This window comes from Longimicrobiales bacterium (assembly GCA_035764935.1).
Lineage (GTDB): Bacteria > Gemmatimonadota > Gemmatimonadetes > Longimicrobiales > RSA9 > DASTYK01.
This window is the reverse complement of sequence record DASTYK010000073.1, coordinates 14,327-29,631: the sequence shown is the minus strand read 5'-3', so window position 1 is coordinate 29,631 and position 15,305 is coordinate 14,327. Positions and strand designations below refer to the sequence as shown.

The 15,305-nt window shown below is 69.6% G+C and carries 12 protein-coding genes; 10 read left to right on the top strand and 2 right to left on the bottom strand.

What is annotated here, in order from left to right; genetic code table 11:
* From VFU06_05870 to VFU06_05840, 7 genes are all read left to right on the top strand, one after another.
* Positions 1-193 (top strand): DUF2867 domain-containing protein (locus tag VFU06_05870; GenBank protein HEU5208922.1); only part of this gene is annotated, 193 nt, incomplete at its 5' end.
* Between the two features lie 49 nt (positions 194-242).
* Positions 243-1,532 carry an ATP-binding protein gene (locus VFU06_05865; GenBank protein HEU5208921.1) on the top strand — a complete coding sequence of 430 codons (1,290 nt, stop codon included), beginning with the start codon at positions 243-245 and terminating at the stop codon, positions 1,530-1,532.
* Positions 1,533-1,640: 108 nt separating this feature from the next.
* Complete coding sequence (locus tag VFU06_05860) at positions 1,641-2,543, top strand: ROK family protein (protein ID HEU5208920.1); 903 nt, start codon at positions 1,641-1,643, stop codon at positions 2,541-2,543.
* Positions 2,540-3,709, top strand: coding sequence for an MFS transporter (locus tag VFU06_05855; protein ID HEU5208919.1), 1,170 nt, complete (start codon positions 2,540-2,542; stop codon positions 3,707-3,709). The genes VFU06_05860 and VFU06_05855 overlap by 4 nt, the downstream gene beginning before the upstream one ends.
* Positions 3,706-4,467: a sugar isomerase domain-containing protein gene (locus VFU06_05850; protein HEU5208918.1), complete on the top strand. Its 762-nt coding sequence runs from the start codon at positions 3,706-3,708 to the stop codon at positions 4,465-4,467. Before VFU06_05855 ends, VFU06_05850 begins: the two co-directional genes overlap by 4 nt.
* Positions 4,468-5,107: 640 nt before the next feature.
* Entirely contained in the window at positions 5,108-5,425 is a 318-nt protein-coding gene (locus VFU06_05845) for a PadR family transcriptional regulator (GenBank protein ID HEU5208917.1), read from the top strand.
* Positions 5,422-8,079 carry an ABC transporter permease gene (locus VFU06_05840; GenBank protein ID HEU5208916.1) on the top strand — a complete coding sequence of 886 codons (2,658 nt, stop codon included), beginning with the start codon at positions 5,422-5,424 and terminating at the stop codon, positions 8,077-8,079. Before VFU06_05845 ends, VFU06_05840 begins: the two co-directional genes overlap by 4 nt.
* Positions 8,080-8,112: 33 nt before the next feature.
* On the opposite strand, the gene VFU06_05835 is transcribed toward VFU06_05840, so the two are convergent.
* The gene (locus VFU06_05835; protein ID HEU5208915.1) at positions 8,113-10,830 is read right to left on the bottom strand and encodes an ABC transporter permease; all 2,718 of its coding nucleotides are present in this window, start codon (positions 10,828-10,830) and stop codon (positions 8,113-8,115) included.
* Positions 10,823-11,155, bottom strand: a complete 333-nt coding sequence (locus VFU06_05830) for a PadR family transcriptional regulator (GenBank protein HEU5208914.1) — start codon at positions 11,153-11,155, stop codon at positions 10,823-10,825. Before VFU06_05830 ends, VFU06_05835 begins: the two co-directional genes overlap by 8 nt.
* A 232-nt stretch (positions 11,156-11,387) precedes the next feature.
* Here VFU06_05830 and VFU06_05825 point away from each other — a divergent pair, with 232 nt between their 5' ends.
* From VFU06_05825 to VFU06_05815, 3 genes are read left to right on the top strand one after another with little or no spacing between them, the layout of a single operon-like run.
* Positions 11,388-11,900 (top strand): DUF2231 domain-containing protein, encoded by a 513-nt coding sequence (locus VFU06_05825; protein ID HEU5208913.1) that lies wholly within the window; start codon positions 11,388-11,390, stop codon positions 11,898-11,900.
* A gap of 23 nt (positions 11,901-11,923) precedes the next feature.
* The gene (locus VFU06_05820; protein ID HEU5208912.1) at positions 11,924-14,182 is read left to right on the top strand and encodes a glycogen debranching N-terminal domain-containing protein; all 2,259 of its coding nucleotides are present in this window, start codon (positions 11,924-11,926) and stop codon (positions 14,180-14,182) included.
* Between the two features lie 9 nt (positions 14,183-14,191).
* Positions 14,192-15,274, top strand: a complete 1,083-nt coding sequence (locus VFU06_05815; GenBank protein HEU5208911.1) for an SDR family oxidoreductase — start codon at positions 14,192-14,194, stop codon at positions 15,272-15,274.
* Positions 15,275-15,305: the final 31 nt, after the last annotated feature.

Genomic DNA, 15,305 nt, shown 5'->3' with positions numbered 1-15,305 from the left:
GGTGCCCGGGGAGGCGTGGCTCCAGTTCCGCACGACTCCCCTGGACCATGGCCGGACGCTGCTCCAGCAGACCGCGTTCTTCGCACCCAGGGGGCTGGGCGGCTGGATGTACTGGTATGCTCTCTACCCGGTGCACCGCCTGATCTTCAGTGGCCTGATTCACGCACTCAAGCGTCGCGCGGAGACTGCGTAGCCGCCTCGGCGTGCGCAGAAGGCAGTCGATCGGTGGAAGGATTGCAGAAATGGTGATCGAGGCGAACGACGCGGGATCGACGTCACCCGCAGATGCAGCGGAGAGGGATGACCGGGCCCGAGTCAGCTCCCGGGAGGCGCTTCGGTTCCTGACGCGCGCGGGGCGCGTGCTTTCGGCATCGCTGCAGCCCGACCAGACGCTCCAGGGACTGATGCGGCTGGCCATTCCGCGCGTCGCCTGTTTCGCGGCGATCGACCTGCTGTGCGACGACGGCAGTCTCGAGCGTCTCGCGCATGCGCACATCGACGATGCGCGTGATCCGCTGCTGGAAAAGGCCGAACCCTTCCGACCGGAGGAGGAAGGGCTGGACCTGATCGCGCAGGCGCTGCACTCGCGCAAGCCCATCCTGATCGAGGATACGAGCAGGAGCTGGGAGGGGGATGCAGCGACGCATCAGCAGGTGAGCGACCTCGGCGGACGCTCGATCATCATCGTCCCGCTCGCGGTGCATGGTCGCATCCTTGGCGTCATCACGCTGGGCTCGACGCGCACGGATCGGCACTACGACCGTCAGGATCTATCGCTTGCCGAAGAGCTGGCGCGCACGGCCGCGCTCGCGCTCGACAACGCACGGCTCTACCAGCGCGCCGAGCACGCGATTGCAGCACGAGACGAAGTGCTCGCGATCGTCTCGCATGATCTGCGCAACCCGGTGAATCGCGTGCGCATGGCCGCGGAGCTGATGCTCGAGCGTGACGACGTCCCGGAAACCGAACGGATGGCGGGCATCGTCATCCGCGCCGCGGACGAAATGAATCGACTGATCGGCGATCTGCTGGACGTTTCCAGGATCGAGGCGGGCCGGCTGTCGATCGAGTGCGCGCCCGTCGATGTCGCTCTGCTGCTCGACCGCATCGACGAATCGTACGCGGCGGCTGCCATCGAGAAGACGCTGCGCTGGAGCGTGAACCGCCCGTCCACAAGGATCGGGATCGAGGCCGATGAAGCAAGGATGCTGCAGGCACTGGGGAACCTGATCGGCAATGCCATCAAGTTCACGCCCGAGGGCGGCGAGGTGAGTGTATCGGTCGAAGGGTTCACGGACAGGGTTCACATCGTGGTCTCGGACACCGGGCCCGGCATGACGACCGAGCAGCTCGCGCATGTCTTCGATCGGTTCTGGCAGGCACGGCAGGGCGATCGCGCCGGGGCGGGACTGGGCCTCGCGATCGCACGCGGCATTGTAGAAGCGCACGGCGGCACCCTGGAGATGAAGAGCGAGCCCGGCACGGGTACGCGAGCGATCATGGAGCTGCCGTGCGCACGAGGGTGCGGGTAAGCGGCCGCAAGCCTCCCGTTGCCATCCCTTGCGACACTCCTGTGCGTGACGGATGTTGAGCAGGCGTCCCGGGTGCGGCAGTTCCTTCCTCACCATCGCCAGGCACCGATGACCGGCATCCTCGCCCTCGACCTGGGCGGCACCAAGCTCGCCGCCGCGCTCTTCACGCCGGACGGTTCGATCCTTCAGCGAACGAGCGTCCCGATCGACGGCCGGCAGGGTAGCGACGTCGGTGCACTGATCCTGGAGAGCGTACGACAGTTCGGGCAGCAGGGTGCGATCCGGTCCGTCGGCGTTGCAGTGCCCGGCATCTACCGTTCGGCGACCGGCACGGTCTGGGCGCCGAACATCCCGGGCTGGGACGACTACCCGCTGCATGCCGAGCTGCGCGCGACGCTCGGCGCCGACGTCGCATGTGCGGTGGAGAGTGACCGCACCTGCTACATCCTCGGTGAGGTGTGGCAGGGCAGTGCGCGCGGCGCGCGCAATGCCGTTTTCATTGCAGTGGGGACCGGCATCGGTGCGGGGATCATGGTGGATGGCCGCATCCTCCGTGGCCATGCCGACATCACCGGTGCGATCGGCTGGCTCGCGCTGGACCGACCGTACCAGGATCCGTACCGCGACTGCGGCAACTTCGAGTACTACGCGTCCGGCCCGGGCATCGCACGCGCTGCGGGCATGTCGACGGAATCCGCGTTTGCGAAGCGCACGAGCGATCCCGCTGCGCGCACTGCGATCGAGCGCGCCGTCGCATACTGGGGCATGGCGGTCGCGAACCTGGTCAGCCTGCTCAACCCCGAGGTGATCGTGTTCGGCGGCGGGGTTTTCGGCCCGGGCGTCGAGCTGCTGGACGACATCCATCGCGAAGCGTTGCAGTGGGCGCAGCCCATCAGCATCCGGCAGGTCCGGCTCGTGCCCAGCGCGCTGGGCGGAGATGCCGGGCTGTACGGCGCTGCGCGCGTGGCGCTCGATCAACTCCCCGCGACCGGCACAGGCATCCGCATATGACAGAGTATCGGCGAGGCGCGGCGTTCGGACTCGCATGCGCGGGCATGCTGGTGTTCGGCGTCGTGCTCACATCGCTGGGCGCCGTGCTGCCCGAGATCACGGAGCGCTTCGGCGTGTCCAAGGCAGAGGCGGGTTCGCTGTTCACGCTGCTCAGCTTCGGCATCCTGGTGGGCTCGCTGGTCTTCGGCCCGTGGGTCGATCGTACGGGGTACCGTGTGCCGCTCGCCGCCGGCATCGGCATCGTCGCAATCGGACTGGAGATGCTGGCGTGGGGGACGTCGCTCAGTGCACTGCGCGCGGGTGTCGCGCTCATCGGGTTCGGCGGCGGCATCGTGAATGGCGGCACCAACGCACTGGTCGCCGACATCAGCACCGAGAACAAGGCGGCCGCGCTCAGCCTGCTCGGCGTGTTCTTCGGCGTCGGCGCCGTCGGCGTCCCGTTCGCGCTCGGCGTGCTGACCGGAACGATCGCTTACACCACGCTGCTGGCGCTGCTCGGCGGCCTGGCCGCACTGCCGTTGGTTGCGACGCTGCTCATCGCGCTGCCGGCACCCAAGCAGCCCCACTCGTTTCCGCTGCGCCAGGTGGCCGGTCTGCTGAAGGACCGGCCGCTGCTGATCCTCGGCGCCATGCTGTTCCTGCAGAGCGGCATGGAGATCACGATGGGCGGCTGGAGTGCGACGTTCGCCCGCGAAGAGCTCGCGCTCGGCGCGCGCGCGGCGCTGCTCTTTCTTTCGCTGTACTGGCTAGGCATGATGAGCGCGCGCCTGGCGCTGGGATCGCTGCTGAAACGCGTGGCGCCCGCCGGCGCCGTGCTCACATGCATCGGCATCGCCCTCGCCGGCTCGATCCTGCTGCTCACGACCGGCAGCATCGCGCTCGCGGCCGTGGGGATCTTCCTGGTCGGGGCCGGCTTCGCGGCCACCTTCCCCGTGGTCGTCGGCTGGATCGGCGAGCGCTACGCCGCACTGTCCGGCACCGCGATCAGCATTGCACTGATCATGGCGCTCTCGGGCGGCATGCTGCTGCCCTACCTCGCCGGGGTCATCGGCGGTACGGCCGGGCTGCGCAACTCTCTCCTCGTAGTTCCTCTCGCGCTGGTGGGATCGGCAATGCTGCTCGTCTCACTGCGCGCCAAACGCTTACTGGGTGTGACGACGCAATGATTGCCACGGAATGGCTGAGCCAGGCTCGCGCACTTCTGGAAACCATAGAAGCAACCCAGCTGGATGCGGTGAAGGACGCCGCCACGATCATGGCGGACTCGATCGAGGCCGAACGCTGGGTCCACACGTTCGGCTGCGGCCATGCAACGATCCCGGTGGAGGAGATGTACCCGCGCATCGGCGGCTTCGTCGGGTTCCATCCGATGGTCGAGCTGCCGCTCACCTTCTTCACGCGCATCACCGGTGAGATGGGGATCCACCAGTTCCTGTTCCTGGAGCGCGCGGAAGGCTACGGCCGCGAGATCATGAAGAGCTACACCTTCGACCCGCGCGACTGCATGTGGATCTTCTCGCACTCCGGGATCAACAACGTCAATATCGACGTCGCGTTGCGTGCGAAGGAGCTCGGCATGAAGGTCATCGTGACCGGCTCGGCGGCGGGATTCCGGGACGTGAAGAGCCGGCACTCGTCGGGCAGGAAGGTGTTCGACATTGCCGACGTCGTCATCGATTCATGCGTGCCCGCCACCGACGCGGCAGTGCCGATCCGGAACCACTACGACCGGCTCGGTCCGCTTTCGACGCTGGGCTTCGTGGGCGTCGTATGGACGACGATCCTGACCGTCGCCGAGATCCTGGTGGAGCGCGGGGTGAAGCTGCACATCCACCCGTCGCACAACATTCCGGGCGATACTACCGCGCATGACCGGCTGGACGCGGCACTGGCGGAGTACAGGCGGCGGAGTGCGGGGCTGTAGGTCCGTCGCGTTACCCCGCTGTGGCGCCACACGCGATGGCGCAGACCCCAGTGCGGGCTGTAAGCCCGACGCGTTACCCCGCTGTGGCGCCACGCGCGATGGCGCAGACCCCAGTGCGGGCTGTAAGCCGGCGCGTTACCCCCGCTGTGGCGCCACGCGCGACGTCGAAAGCAGACTCTTGTCGCCCTGCAGGTCTTACTGACCGCTGCGCCGCCACACACCTGGTCCCTTGCGGCGATCCCTGGCGGCTGAGCGGTCATTGTAACCGTTGCGCCGCCAGGCATCGTCGTGCGGTGCCGTCCGTGGCGCCCGGGCGGTGAGCGGTAACCCGCATCCGCTGGCCGAGCCTGGCGGATGAGCCGGTCGGCCTGCTCGGCCGGGGTGCGACGTGCGGGTCGGTGCTGGCAGAGCGGTGCGTGACGCCCTGACCCCAGGCGAACGGGTCCGCCCGGTGTCCTCCGTCGGCTCGCGCCCCCAGCCATGCGGACCAGTCCCCCCATCCGCCGGCTCCGCCCCGTCAGCCCGCAGCCCCATCCCACTCCACTTGAAGACCGAGTAGAGCAGCCGTACCCTCCTACTCGGTAATCGACAGGAGCGACCCGTTCAGCCAGGAGGGTTGGTGCCGCCCAGGGGAGATCTCGTGACCGGAACGCTGGACCTGCTGGTGCTCAAGGCGCTGCAGCTCGGCGACGCGCACGGCTGGGGGATCATGGACCGGATCCGCAGCGCGTCGGGGAACGAGCTGCAGGTGAACCAGGGATCGCTCTATCCGTCGCTGTACCGGCTGAAGCGGCAGGGGCTGATCGGCAGTCGGTGGGCGGTCACGGAGAACAACCGGCGTGCACGGTTCTATACGCTCACGGCAAAGGGGCGCGAGCGGCTGGCGGCGGAGCGTCGCGAGTGGCAGCGGCTGTCGGAGGCGGTGAACCGGGTGCTTGCCACGCAGGTTGCCTCGTGAGCGGGCTGCTGCGGCGCTGGCGGGAATGGCGCGACGCGCGTGAGGAGTACCGCGCGTCCGTGGAGGAGATGCGTTTCCATGTCGAGCAGGAGACGGAGCGCAATCTCCGCAACGGCATGTCGCCGAGGGAAGCACGGCGCGCGGCACTGAAGGCGTTCGGCGGTATCGACCGGTTCTCGGAGGCGGCGCACGACGAGCGGCCGGGCACGCGCTGGTCCGACTTCCGGATGTCGTGGCTCGACTGGAAGCTGGGCTCGCGCATGCTCGCGAAGTACCCGGGCATGTCGGTCATCAGCGTGATCACGCTGGCGGCCGCGATCGGTCTGGGCGTCGGCTGGTTCGAGATGACAATGCTGGTCTACGATCCGCGGCTGCCGCTGGAGGACGGCGATCGCATCGTGCGGATCGAGCAGTGGGACGCGCGCACGCTCGTTCCCGAGCCGCGCATGACGCATGAGCTGACGCAGTGGCGCGATCGGCTCGCGAGCGTCGAGGAGCTGGGCGCGCACCGCACGGTCGAGCGCAATCTGCTCCTGCCGGGCAGGGCGCCCCAGATCGTGCGCGTGGCGGAGATGAGTCCTGCGGGGTTCGACGTCGCACGAGTGCCGCCGCTGCTCGGCCGTCGGCTGATCGCGGCGGACGAGGTGCCGGGCAGCGACGACGTCGTCGTGATCGGCTACGACGCCTGGCAGCGCTACTTCGACGCCGACCGCACGGTGATCGGCCGGGACGTGCAGCTCGGCCGCACGCGGGCGACGGTGGTGGGTGTCATGCCCGAGGGCTTCCGCTTCCCGGCGAACCACGAGTTCTGGATTCCGCTGCGCGTCACCGATGCGGAGCCGCTCGCGGGTGCAGCGATCAGCGTGTTCGGTCGGCTGCGCACGGGTGCGAGCATGGAGAGCGCCGGCGCGGAGCTGGCGGCATGGGGCGCGCGCATGGCGCAGCGGTCGCCGGCAACGCACGAGCACCTGCAGCCGCAGGTCCTGCCGTTTGCCGGCTCGCGCGAGCCGGCGGATGCGAGCGAGCTGCTCCTGTTCAACCTGGGTGCATGGCTGATCCTGATCGTGGCGTGCGCCAACGTGGCCGCGCTGATGTTCGCACGCACGGCGCTGCGCGAAAGCGAGATCGTGGTGCGCAACGCGCTCGGTGCATCGCGTGGGCGCGTGATGGGCCAGCTGTTCGCCGAGGCGCTGGTGCTCACGTCTGTCTCGGCGGTCGTCGGCGTGCTCGGCGCGCGTGCGGCCATCGCGTTCGCCATCGACCTCACGGCAGCGCGGCACACGCCGCTGCCGTTCTGGATGGACGCGAACCTCGAGCCGAGGACCATCCTCTACGCAGCGGTGCTCGCGGTTGCGGGGGCGGGCATGGTCGCATTGCTGCCCGCGCTGCGTGCGACCGGCCGGCACGTGCGGTCCGGTCTTTCACGGATCGGCTCCGGCGGGACGAGCATGCGGTTCGGCGGCGCGTGGTCGGCGATCATCGTCATGCAGGTCGCGCTCTCCGTGCTCTGCCTGCCGTTCGGCATGGCGGCTGCGCTCGAAGCGTGGCATGACACGCGGCAGCGCGCCGCGTTTCCCGCCGTTGACTACCTCACATTCCGTCCGGTTGTCGACGCCGAATCCGGCACCGCCGGAGCCGTGTCGGCGGAGCAGGCGGCCGCTGTGCTGGAGGAGCTGTCGCGTCGGCTGCTGGAGGAGCCCGACGTCGCGGCCGTGACCGTCACGAGCGCGCTGCCGGGTCTGTATCACCCCCTGATGCGGGTCGAGGCGCAGCGCGGCTCCGGTACGCCGTTCCTGGTGCCGGCGAACACCGAAGGGCAGCGGGTGCGCGTCGGCGGCGCGGGCCCCGGTTTCTTCGCGACGTTCCAGCTGCCGATGATCACCGGCCGCGAGTTCCGCGACGGCGATGTCGGCGCGGAGCACGGGGTAGTCGTGATCAACGAGTCCATGGCGCGCAACCTCGGCGGCAATCCGGTCGGTACGCGCATCCGGTTCGCGGCCGCCGATGGCGAGGAGCCGGGGCCATGGCAGGAGGTGATCGGCGTCGTGCGCAATTTCGGTCTCACGCCGACCGACCGCGGCGAGGCCGATTACATGTGGACGCCCGTGTCCGCGACCGAGGCGGCGTTCATGGTGCTGCGGGTGAACGGCGGCGCCGATGCGTTCGGCCAGGGTCTGCGCACGCTCGCGCTGCAGGTGGACCCGTCACTGCGATTGCACGACGTGCGCTCGCTGCACGCGGCGATCCGCCAGGAGGACCAGGGCACCATCAGCATGGTGCTCATCGGCATCGGCATCGTGCTGCTCGTGGTGGCGCTGTCCGCGGCGAGCCTCTATGCGCTGATGTCCGTCGCGGTCGCGCTGCGCACGCGCGAGATCGGGATCCGCGTGGCCATCGGCGCGAGCTCGCGTGCGGTGCTGGCGTCGCTGTTCCGGCGCGTCGCGACGCAGGTCGGCATCGGCATCGTCGTCGGCAACATCATCGTCGCCGTGCTGCTCAACTTCATGTTGCAGGACATCCGCCCGGCCGTGGTGCTGCCGCCCATGGCGGCTGCCTCGCTCGTCATGCTGCTGGTCGGGCTGGGCGCGTGCCTCGTTCCCGCGCGCCGCGCGCTGCGCATTCACCCGACCGAGGCGTTCAAGGAAGCGCGCTGAACTCCGAGGGGCGACGCTGCAGCGCGCCGCCCGCTACACGTCCATCCGCAGCGCCGCCAGCGGGTTCACGCGCATTGCCCGGCGCGCCGGCACCCAGCTCGCCAGCGCGGCCGCGCCCGTGAGGACCACGGCACCTGCGACCAGGGCGACCGGATCGAACGGGCTGACCAGCAGCATCGAGCGGATCACCCACGTCAGTGCGAGCGCAAGCAGCAGCCCGGCAGCGACGCCGATCGCCGCGAGCCTCAGCCCGTGCACCAGCACCATGCGCTGCACATCGCTGGCAGCCGCGCCAAGGGCGTTGCGGATGCCGAACTCGCGCGTGCGCTGCGCGACGCTGTACGAGACGACGCCGTAGAGCCCGATGCCCGCGATGCCGAGCGCGATCACGCCGAGCACCGCGAGGACGATCGCCGCGGCGCGCTGCGGGAGCGTCGCAAAGGAGACGTGCTGGCGCAGTGTCGTCATCTCGGGTACCGGCAGTGCCGGCGCGAGCGCACGCAGCCGGGCGCGCAGCACGGGCGCGACCACGTCGGGATCGAGCGCGGTACGCACCTGCATCGTCATCGTGCGCGACGGCCGCTGCGCGTACGGGTAGTACAGGTACGGCAGCGGCTCCTCCGTGAGCGAACGATACTTGCCGTCCGGCACCACGCCCACGACCTCGGCGAACGGCGCATCCGAGCCGCCCATGCCGACGCGCTTGCCGAGCGCTCCAACGCCGGGCCAGAAGCGACGCGCGAAGGCCTCGTTCACCACGACGACACGCGGTGCGTCCGCGCGATCCGCTTCCGTGAAGCCGCGGCCGCGTGCGAGCCGGATGCCCATCCCCTCGAAGTAGCCGTCACTCACGCCGTTGAACGGCACCTCCATGTCCTCGCCCTGTGCAGGCGTGTAGCCCTCGACGCGGACGTAGCGGCGCGCCCAGCCTGCGCCGAGCGGCACACGCTCAGCGAGCGTCACGGAGCGCACGCCGGGCACGGCTGCAGCAACAGCGCGCGCCTCGTCGTAGAAGCGCCGTGCCTCATCCTCCGACATCCCCTCGATGGCGAGGTCGAACGGGACGAGCAGCATGTTGCCGGTATCGATGCCGGTGTCGATCTGCTGCGCGACGAGCAGGCTGCGCAGGAAGATCGCGCCGCCGGTCAGCAGCACCAGCGAGGCGGCGACCTGCACCACGACGAGCGCGTTGCGCAGCCGCATGCGCGGGCCGCGCGCACTGACCGCATCCTTCATGAGTGGCGCGGGCGCACGACTGGACTGCAGTGCGGGCACGATCCCGAACAGCACGCCCGCCGCCATCGTGATCCCCGCGGCAAACAGCAGCACGCGGACGTCGAGCGGCACGTCGAGCGCCACTGGAACCGGTACGGGCAGAGGGACCGCATTCACCAGTCGCGTCAGCACAATGGCTGCGGCGATGCCGAGCGCGCCGCCGATCAGCCCGATGAGCAGGCTTTCCGTCAGGAGCTGGCGGACGATCCGTCCGCGCGAAGCGCCGATCGCAATGCGCACACCCATCTCCGCACGGCGGGCCGCCGCCCGCGCCAGCATCAGGTTCGCCACGTTGGTGCACGCGATCAGCAGCACGATGCCGACGACCGTCATCATCAGGCCGAAGAAGCCGACCACGGCGCCGCGCACCTGCGGCGGCACGCGCATGTCGGCTTCCGACAGTGCAGTGATCACCCGCGCCTGGTCGCGCACGTCCGTCCACGCGTCCGGATACGCGGCGTGCAGCTGTGCCGCGAGGCCGTCCAGCCGTGTCTGCGAGTTCTCCAGCGTGGCACCGGCGGCGAGACGGCCGAACAGCAGCAGCCCGCGCGAGCCGCGCGCATCGGGGTCGTAGTCGCCGCCAACCAGCGAAGCGGGCGCGCCGGGCGCGATCCAGGCGTCGATGCGCAGGCCGCGGAGCGCGCCGCGGAACGACTCCGGTGCGACGCCGATCACCGTCAGCAGCTCGCCATTGATGCGGAGTGTGCGGCCGATCACGTCATCCGCGCTGCCGAGGCGGTCCTGCCAGAAGCCGTGACTGAGCACCACCACCGGCGCACTGCCGGGCGGGCCGGCTTCCGGCGGCAGGAAGAAGCGACCGCGCAGCGGCCGCACGCCCAGCACGTCGAAGTAGTTCGCGCTCACCGCTTCGCCCATGCCGCGCACCGCCCGCTCGCCCAGCGAAATGCTGAAGGGCATGGGCGTGTACGACGCCATGTCCTCGAACGCACCGCTCTCGCGCATGGCGAGGTAATCCGCATACGACGATGACCCGTAGCGCGGTCCGCTGTAGTCGCTGGTGTACACGGCGGCGAGCCGCGACGGCTCCGCCACACCAGGCAGCGGACGCAGCAGCACGGCATTCAGCACACTGAAGATCGCCGTGTTCGCACCGATGCCAAGCGCGATCACGAGAATCGCGACCGCGGTGAAGCCGGGTGAACGACGCAACAGCCGCACGGCCAACCGAAGGTCGCCGGCCATGCCGGACAGAAAGCCGCTGCGCCCGGCCGCACCGACAGCAGCCGGCGGCGGCGACTCGCGCGGCACCGAGCGACGGATGCGCGCGCCCAGCGTCGCATCATCCTCCAGCTCGGCGAGCGCCGTGCGCTGCGCGTCCGCGTCCGTCACGCCCTGCGAGCGCAGGTCGTCATAGCGGTCCTGCAGGTGCTGCGACAGCTCCTCCACGATGTCCGCCTCGGCGCGCAGCCCCGTGTCACCCAACCGCTGCCGGATCTCCGCTCGCCAGTCAGGCATGCTGCACCCCCGCGACCAGGGACACCGCCTGCGCGAACGTGAGCCAGCTCTCACGCTGCTTCGCAAGCTGCCGCCTGCCCGACGTCGTCAGGCGGTAGTAGCGACGCCGGCGCTCGCCGGGCTGCTCGACCCAGCGGCCTTCGATCCACTTCTTCCGCTCCAGACGGTAGAGCAGGGGATACAGCGACGCCGCGTGCACGCGCACCACGCCGCGCGACTGCGCTTCGATCAGCCGGCTCAGCTCGTAGCCGTGGCGCGGCTCGACCTCGAGCAGCGCGAGGATGAGCAGTGGTGTCGTTCCCTTTTTCAGCTCGGCGGTCAGCATGGCCCGCTCCGGATATGTGGGAGTGACATATATGGGGATCGCAGTGCGGTGGGCGGAAGGCGAGTGGGACGGATCCGGGCATTCGCAGGACGGAGGATATTTCCGAAGTGATGTGTTGGCATATTAGGTGCGTGCCCCACCGTTGCCCGCGAATGGGGCGGGGTTCAGGGGCAGGCGCCCGGGCACGGGCAGGGAAACGGACGCGTGCCCGCACACGCACACGGAGTGGGACATGGAAGCCAGGGCCAGGCTGTTCGGACATCCGGTGCACCAGATGATGATCGTGCTTCCGCTGGGGTTGCTGAGCGGCGCGGTGATCTTCGATGTCGTGCACCTGCTCACCGGCGGCGCGGAGTGGACGATCGTGTCGTACTGGCTGATCGCCGCGGGTGTGCTGTCGGGTCTGCTCGCGGCGGTATTCGGTGTGGCGGACTGGACGAAGATACCCGGCGGGACGCGCGCGAAGCGCGTGGGATCGCTGCATGGCGACGGCAACGTCGTCGTGGTCGTGCTGTTCGCGCTGAGCTGGTTCCTGCGCGGCGAGCCGCAGGCGGATCCGTCCGGCCTCGCGCTCGTGCTTTCGTTCGCGGGTGGTGCGCTGTCGCTGGTCACGGGCTGGCTGGGTGGCGAGCTGGTCGGCCGGCTGAGTGTCGGTGTGGACGACGGCGCGCACCTGGACGCGCCGAGCTCGCTGTCGGGGCAGCCGGCAGGGCAGGGCGCGCGCGGCGCGGGCGGCAGGAGGTAGGGGGGTGCGGTGCGGGGGCAGTGATGGCTGACGTCCCGACTCCGGCCGCACCGTTCGTATCGCTGCTGCTGCCCACCGCGACGCAGCGTCCCGGAGTCCGCTACGCGTGGCGCGGCCCGTCGCTGCTGGTGGTCGATGAGCAGGGCGAAGCAGGCGAGCAACGTCTCACGGGCTACTTCTTCCGGCAGGCCCGGTTCCTGAGCCGACTGCAGCTGCGCATCGCAAACGAGCGCCCGCACCTGTGCTCGATTGCGGAGGTCGCGCCGAACGTGCTGGAGGCGACGTACATCCACCCCGAAGTCACGAAGGGCGGCGGTGGCGGCAGCGGTTCCGGCGGCCTCGACGGTCGCGCCGGGCTGCTGTTCCGCAACCTGGATATCACCGCGCGCTACGTGGTGTGCGCGTCCTCGCTGGACGTGACGCTGTGCATCACGAGTCGCTGGCAGGATTCCCTCGAGATCGACGTCGCCTGGCTGCTCGGTGCGGACTACGCGTCGAGCGATGAGGCGCAGTTCGGCGTGCGCGAGCAGAACGCGCGCGTCGATGCGTCTCCCATCGCGAGCGGCGTGACCTTCCGCTATGCGCATCCGGAGCTGCCCTTCGAGACGCACGTGCTCGGGGGCGGCGCGGAGTGGCGGCACGAGGGCGATCGGCTGCGCGCCCCACTTCGGCTGGAGCGCCAGCAGACGAGGAAGCTGTCGCTGCGCGTCGACGCGTTCGACCCACTGGACCCGCTGGACGCAGCGGAGGGGGCGCGGCGGGAGGCGCGGCTCGAACGCTGGTACGCGGACGTCGCAAGCTTTCACGCGCCGGGAGAATCGCCGCTGGTCGAGTGTGCCAACCGCGCGTCGCTCGACCTCGGCTCCTTCGCGCTGCTGGAGGGTCCCGCCGGCGAGTGGCTCACGCCGGGCGCGGGTGTCCCGCTGTACCAGACGCTCTGGGGACGTGATGCGCTCACGACATCGTGGCAGGCCGGGCTGCTGGACGGCGGCGCGATGCTCGGCGACGTGCTCATGCGCCTCGCCGGACTGCAGGGTCGCGTCGCCGATGCGAGTCGCGACGAGGAGCCGGGTCGCATCATCAACCAGGCGAAGACGGATCCGCTCTCGCGACTCGGCCGATCCGGCTTCGATCGGAACTACGCCGATGTCGCGAGCCCGTTCATGTTCATCATCGGGCTCGGGTACCGGTATGCACTGACCGGCGATCGTAGGCAGGTCGCGGCCCACTACGACGCTGCCCTGCGCGTGCTGGAATGGGCGGAGACGCACGGCGATCGCGATGGCGACGGCTACATCGAGTACCTGACGCGCTCACCGAACGGGCCGCGGCACCAGGGATGGAAGGACAGCGAGAACGCGATCGTCGACGATGCGGGTCGCCAGGTCGAGCCGCCGATCGCACCGTGCGAGATCCAGGGCTACTGGTACGTCGCGCTGCAGTTCATGGCCGTGCTGTCGGGCGTGATGGGCGAGTGGGACCGCAGCGTCGAGCTGTGGCGGGAGGCGCGCGCCCTGAAGGAGCGGTTCAACCGCGACTTCTGGATGGACGACGACGGCTTCATCGCGTTCGGGCTCGACGCGCAGAAGCAGCAGATCCGCGCACGCACGTCGAACGCAGGGCAGTGTCTCGCGACGGGCATCGTCGACAGTGACCACGTGCCCCGCCTGGTGCGCCGACTCTTCGAGCCGGACCTCTTCAGCGGCTGGGGGATCCGCACGCTGTCTACGACGAACCCCGCCTACAACCCGCTCGACTACCATCTCGGCGCAGTCTGGCCCGTGGAGAATGCGACGATCCTGTTCGGCCTGCGTCGCTACGGCTTCGACGATCGCGCGGAGGAGCTGACGCGCGCGCTGTATGATCTCGCGCGGCTGTGGCCGCAAGGACGCACGCCCGAATGCGTGGGCGGCTACGGGCGCGACCAGCTTGCGCATCCCGGCGCGTACCCGCGCGCGAACCGGCCGCAAGCGTGGAACCAGAGCATCTGGCCGATGGTGATGCAGTCGCTGCTGGGGCTGGTGCCGTTCGCGCCGTTGCAGCTCCTGCTCGTCGATCCGGTGCTCCCGGCGTGGCTGCCGGAGCTGAGCGTGCGCGGACTGCGCGTGGGTGAAGCGAAGGTGACGCTGCGCGCATGGCGCGACGAGGACGGGACGTCGCATCACGAGATCGTCGAGCAGCAGGGACGCCTGCACGTCGTCCGGCAGCCATGGCTGGAATCGTTTTCCGCGGACTCATGGGAACGCGCGCGGGGGCTGCTCGCCAGCTTCGCCGCGCGCTAGAGGAGCATCATGCCCAGACCGATTCAGGACCAGGTGATCGTCATCACGGGTGCATCCAGCGGCATCGGCCTCGCCACTGCGATCGCAGCAGCGCGTCGCGGCGCAAAGGTCGTCCTCGCGTCACGCAACCAGCGCGACCTCGACAGCGCGGTCGAAACGATCCGCCGGGATGGTGGCGAGGCCACGGCGCTGCGCACCGACGTCGCGGTGGCGGACGACGTCGAAGCTCTCGCACGGCACGCAGTCCAGAGCTACGGCCGCATCGACACGTGGGTCAACAACGCGGGGGTCAGCGCGTACGCGCCGTTCCGCGAGCAATCGATCGAGGACGTCCGGCGCATCATGGACGTGAACTTCTTCGGACAGGTGCACGGCGCGAGGGCGGCACTGCCGCACCTCGAGCGGACGGAAGGTGCGCTGATCTGCGTCGGCAGCACGCTTTCCGACCGGGGCGTGCCGCTGCAGGGCATCTACTGCGCGTCCAAGCACGCGATCAAGGGCTGGGTCGACTCACTGCGCGTGGAGCTGCAGCACGACGGCGTGCCGGTGCGTGTCACGCTGGTCAAGCCGAGCTCGATCAACACGCCGCTCTTCAACAAGGCGAAGACACAGCTGGGCGTCATGCCCCAGCCGATCCCGCCGGTCTATGACCCCGCGCTCGCGGCGCGCGCGATCCTGCGGGCCGCCGAGGGCAACGAGCGCGACGTCTTCGTCGGCGGCGCCGGGAAGTTCCTGTCCGTCTCCGAGCGGATCAGCCCGAAGCTGGTCGACGTCCAGCAGCGCATGCAGGGATTCGACGACCAGAAGACGGACTGGCCGGTCCGGGAAGGCGCGCCGCACAACCTGTACGAGCCGGTCGAGTACGATGGCGGCGTGCGGGGGGACTTTCTCCGCGACTCGCATCGCGAAAGCCCGTATCAGCGGATGGACGCGAACGTGGTGGTGTCGGCGTCCGCGGCGGCAGCCGCGCTCGCCCTGGCGGCGGCGACGAGCCGGCGCACGTCGCAGGGGTCCGGGCTGACGATGGCGCTCGGCCTCGGTGCGCTGGCGTTCGTCGGAAAGGCGCTGCTGGCCGCGGTTTACGAGGGGTGAGACGAGTGTAGGAGAGACGCGGGCGGGAGCC

Bases quoted from the DNA above. Each gene is read 5' to 3' on its own strand.
- VFU06_05865 (HEU5208921.1), top strand. From the start codon at position 243: ATGGTGATCGAGGCGAACGACGCGGGATCGACGTCACCCGCAGATGCA.
- VFU06_05860 (HEU5208920.1), top strand. From the start codon at position 1,641: ATGACCGGCATCCTCGCCCTCGACCTGGGCGGCACCAAGCTCGCCGCC.
- VFU06_05855 (HEU5208919.1), top strand. From the start codon at position 2,540: ATGACAGAGTATCGGCGAGGCGCGGCGTTCGGACTCGCATGCGCGGGC.
- VFU06_05850 (HEU5208918.1), top strand. From the start codon at position 3,706: ATGATTGCCACGGAATGGCTGAGCCAGGCTCGCGCACTTCTGGAAACC.
- VFU06_05835 (HEU5208915.1), bottom strand. From the start codon at position 10,830: ATGCCTGACTGGCGAGCGGAGATCCGGCAGCGGTTGGGTGACACGGGG.
- VFU06_05830 (HEU5208914.1), bottom strand. From the start codon at position 11,155: ATGCTGACCGCCGAGCTGAAAAAGGGAACGACACCACTGCTCATCCTC.
- VFU06_05825 (HEU5208913.1), top strand. From the start codon at position 11,388: ATGGAAGCCAGGGCCAGGCTGTTCGGACATCCGGTGCACCAGATGATG.
- VFU06_05820 (HEU5208912.1), top strand. From the start codon at position 11,924: ATGGCTGACGTCCCGACTCCGGCCGCACCGTTCGTATCGCTGCTGCTG.
- VFU06_05815 (HEU5208911.1), top strand. From the start codon at position 14,192: ATGCCCAGACCGATTCAGGACCAGGTGATCGTCATCACGGGTGCATCC.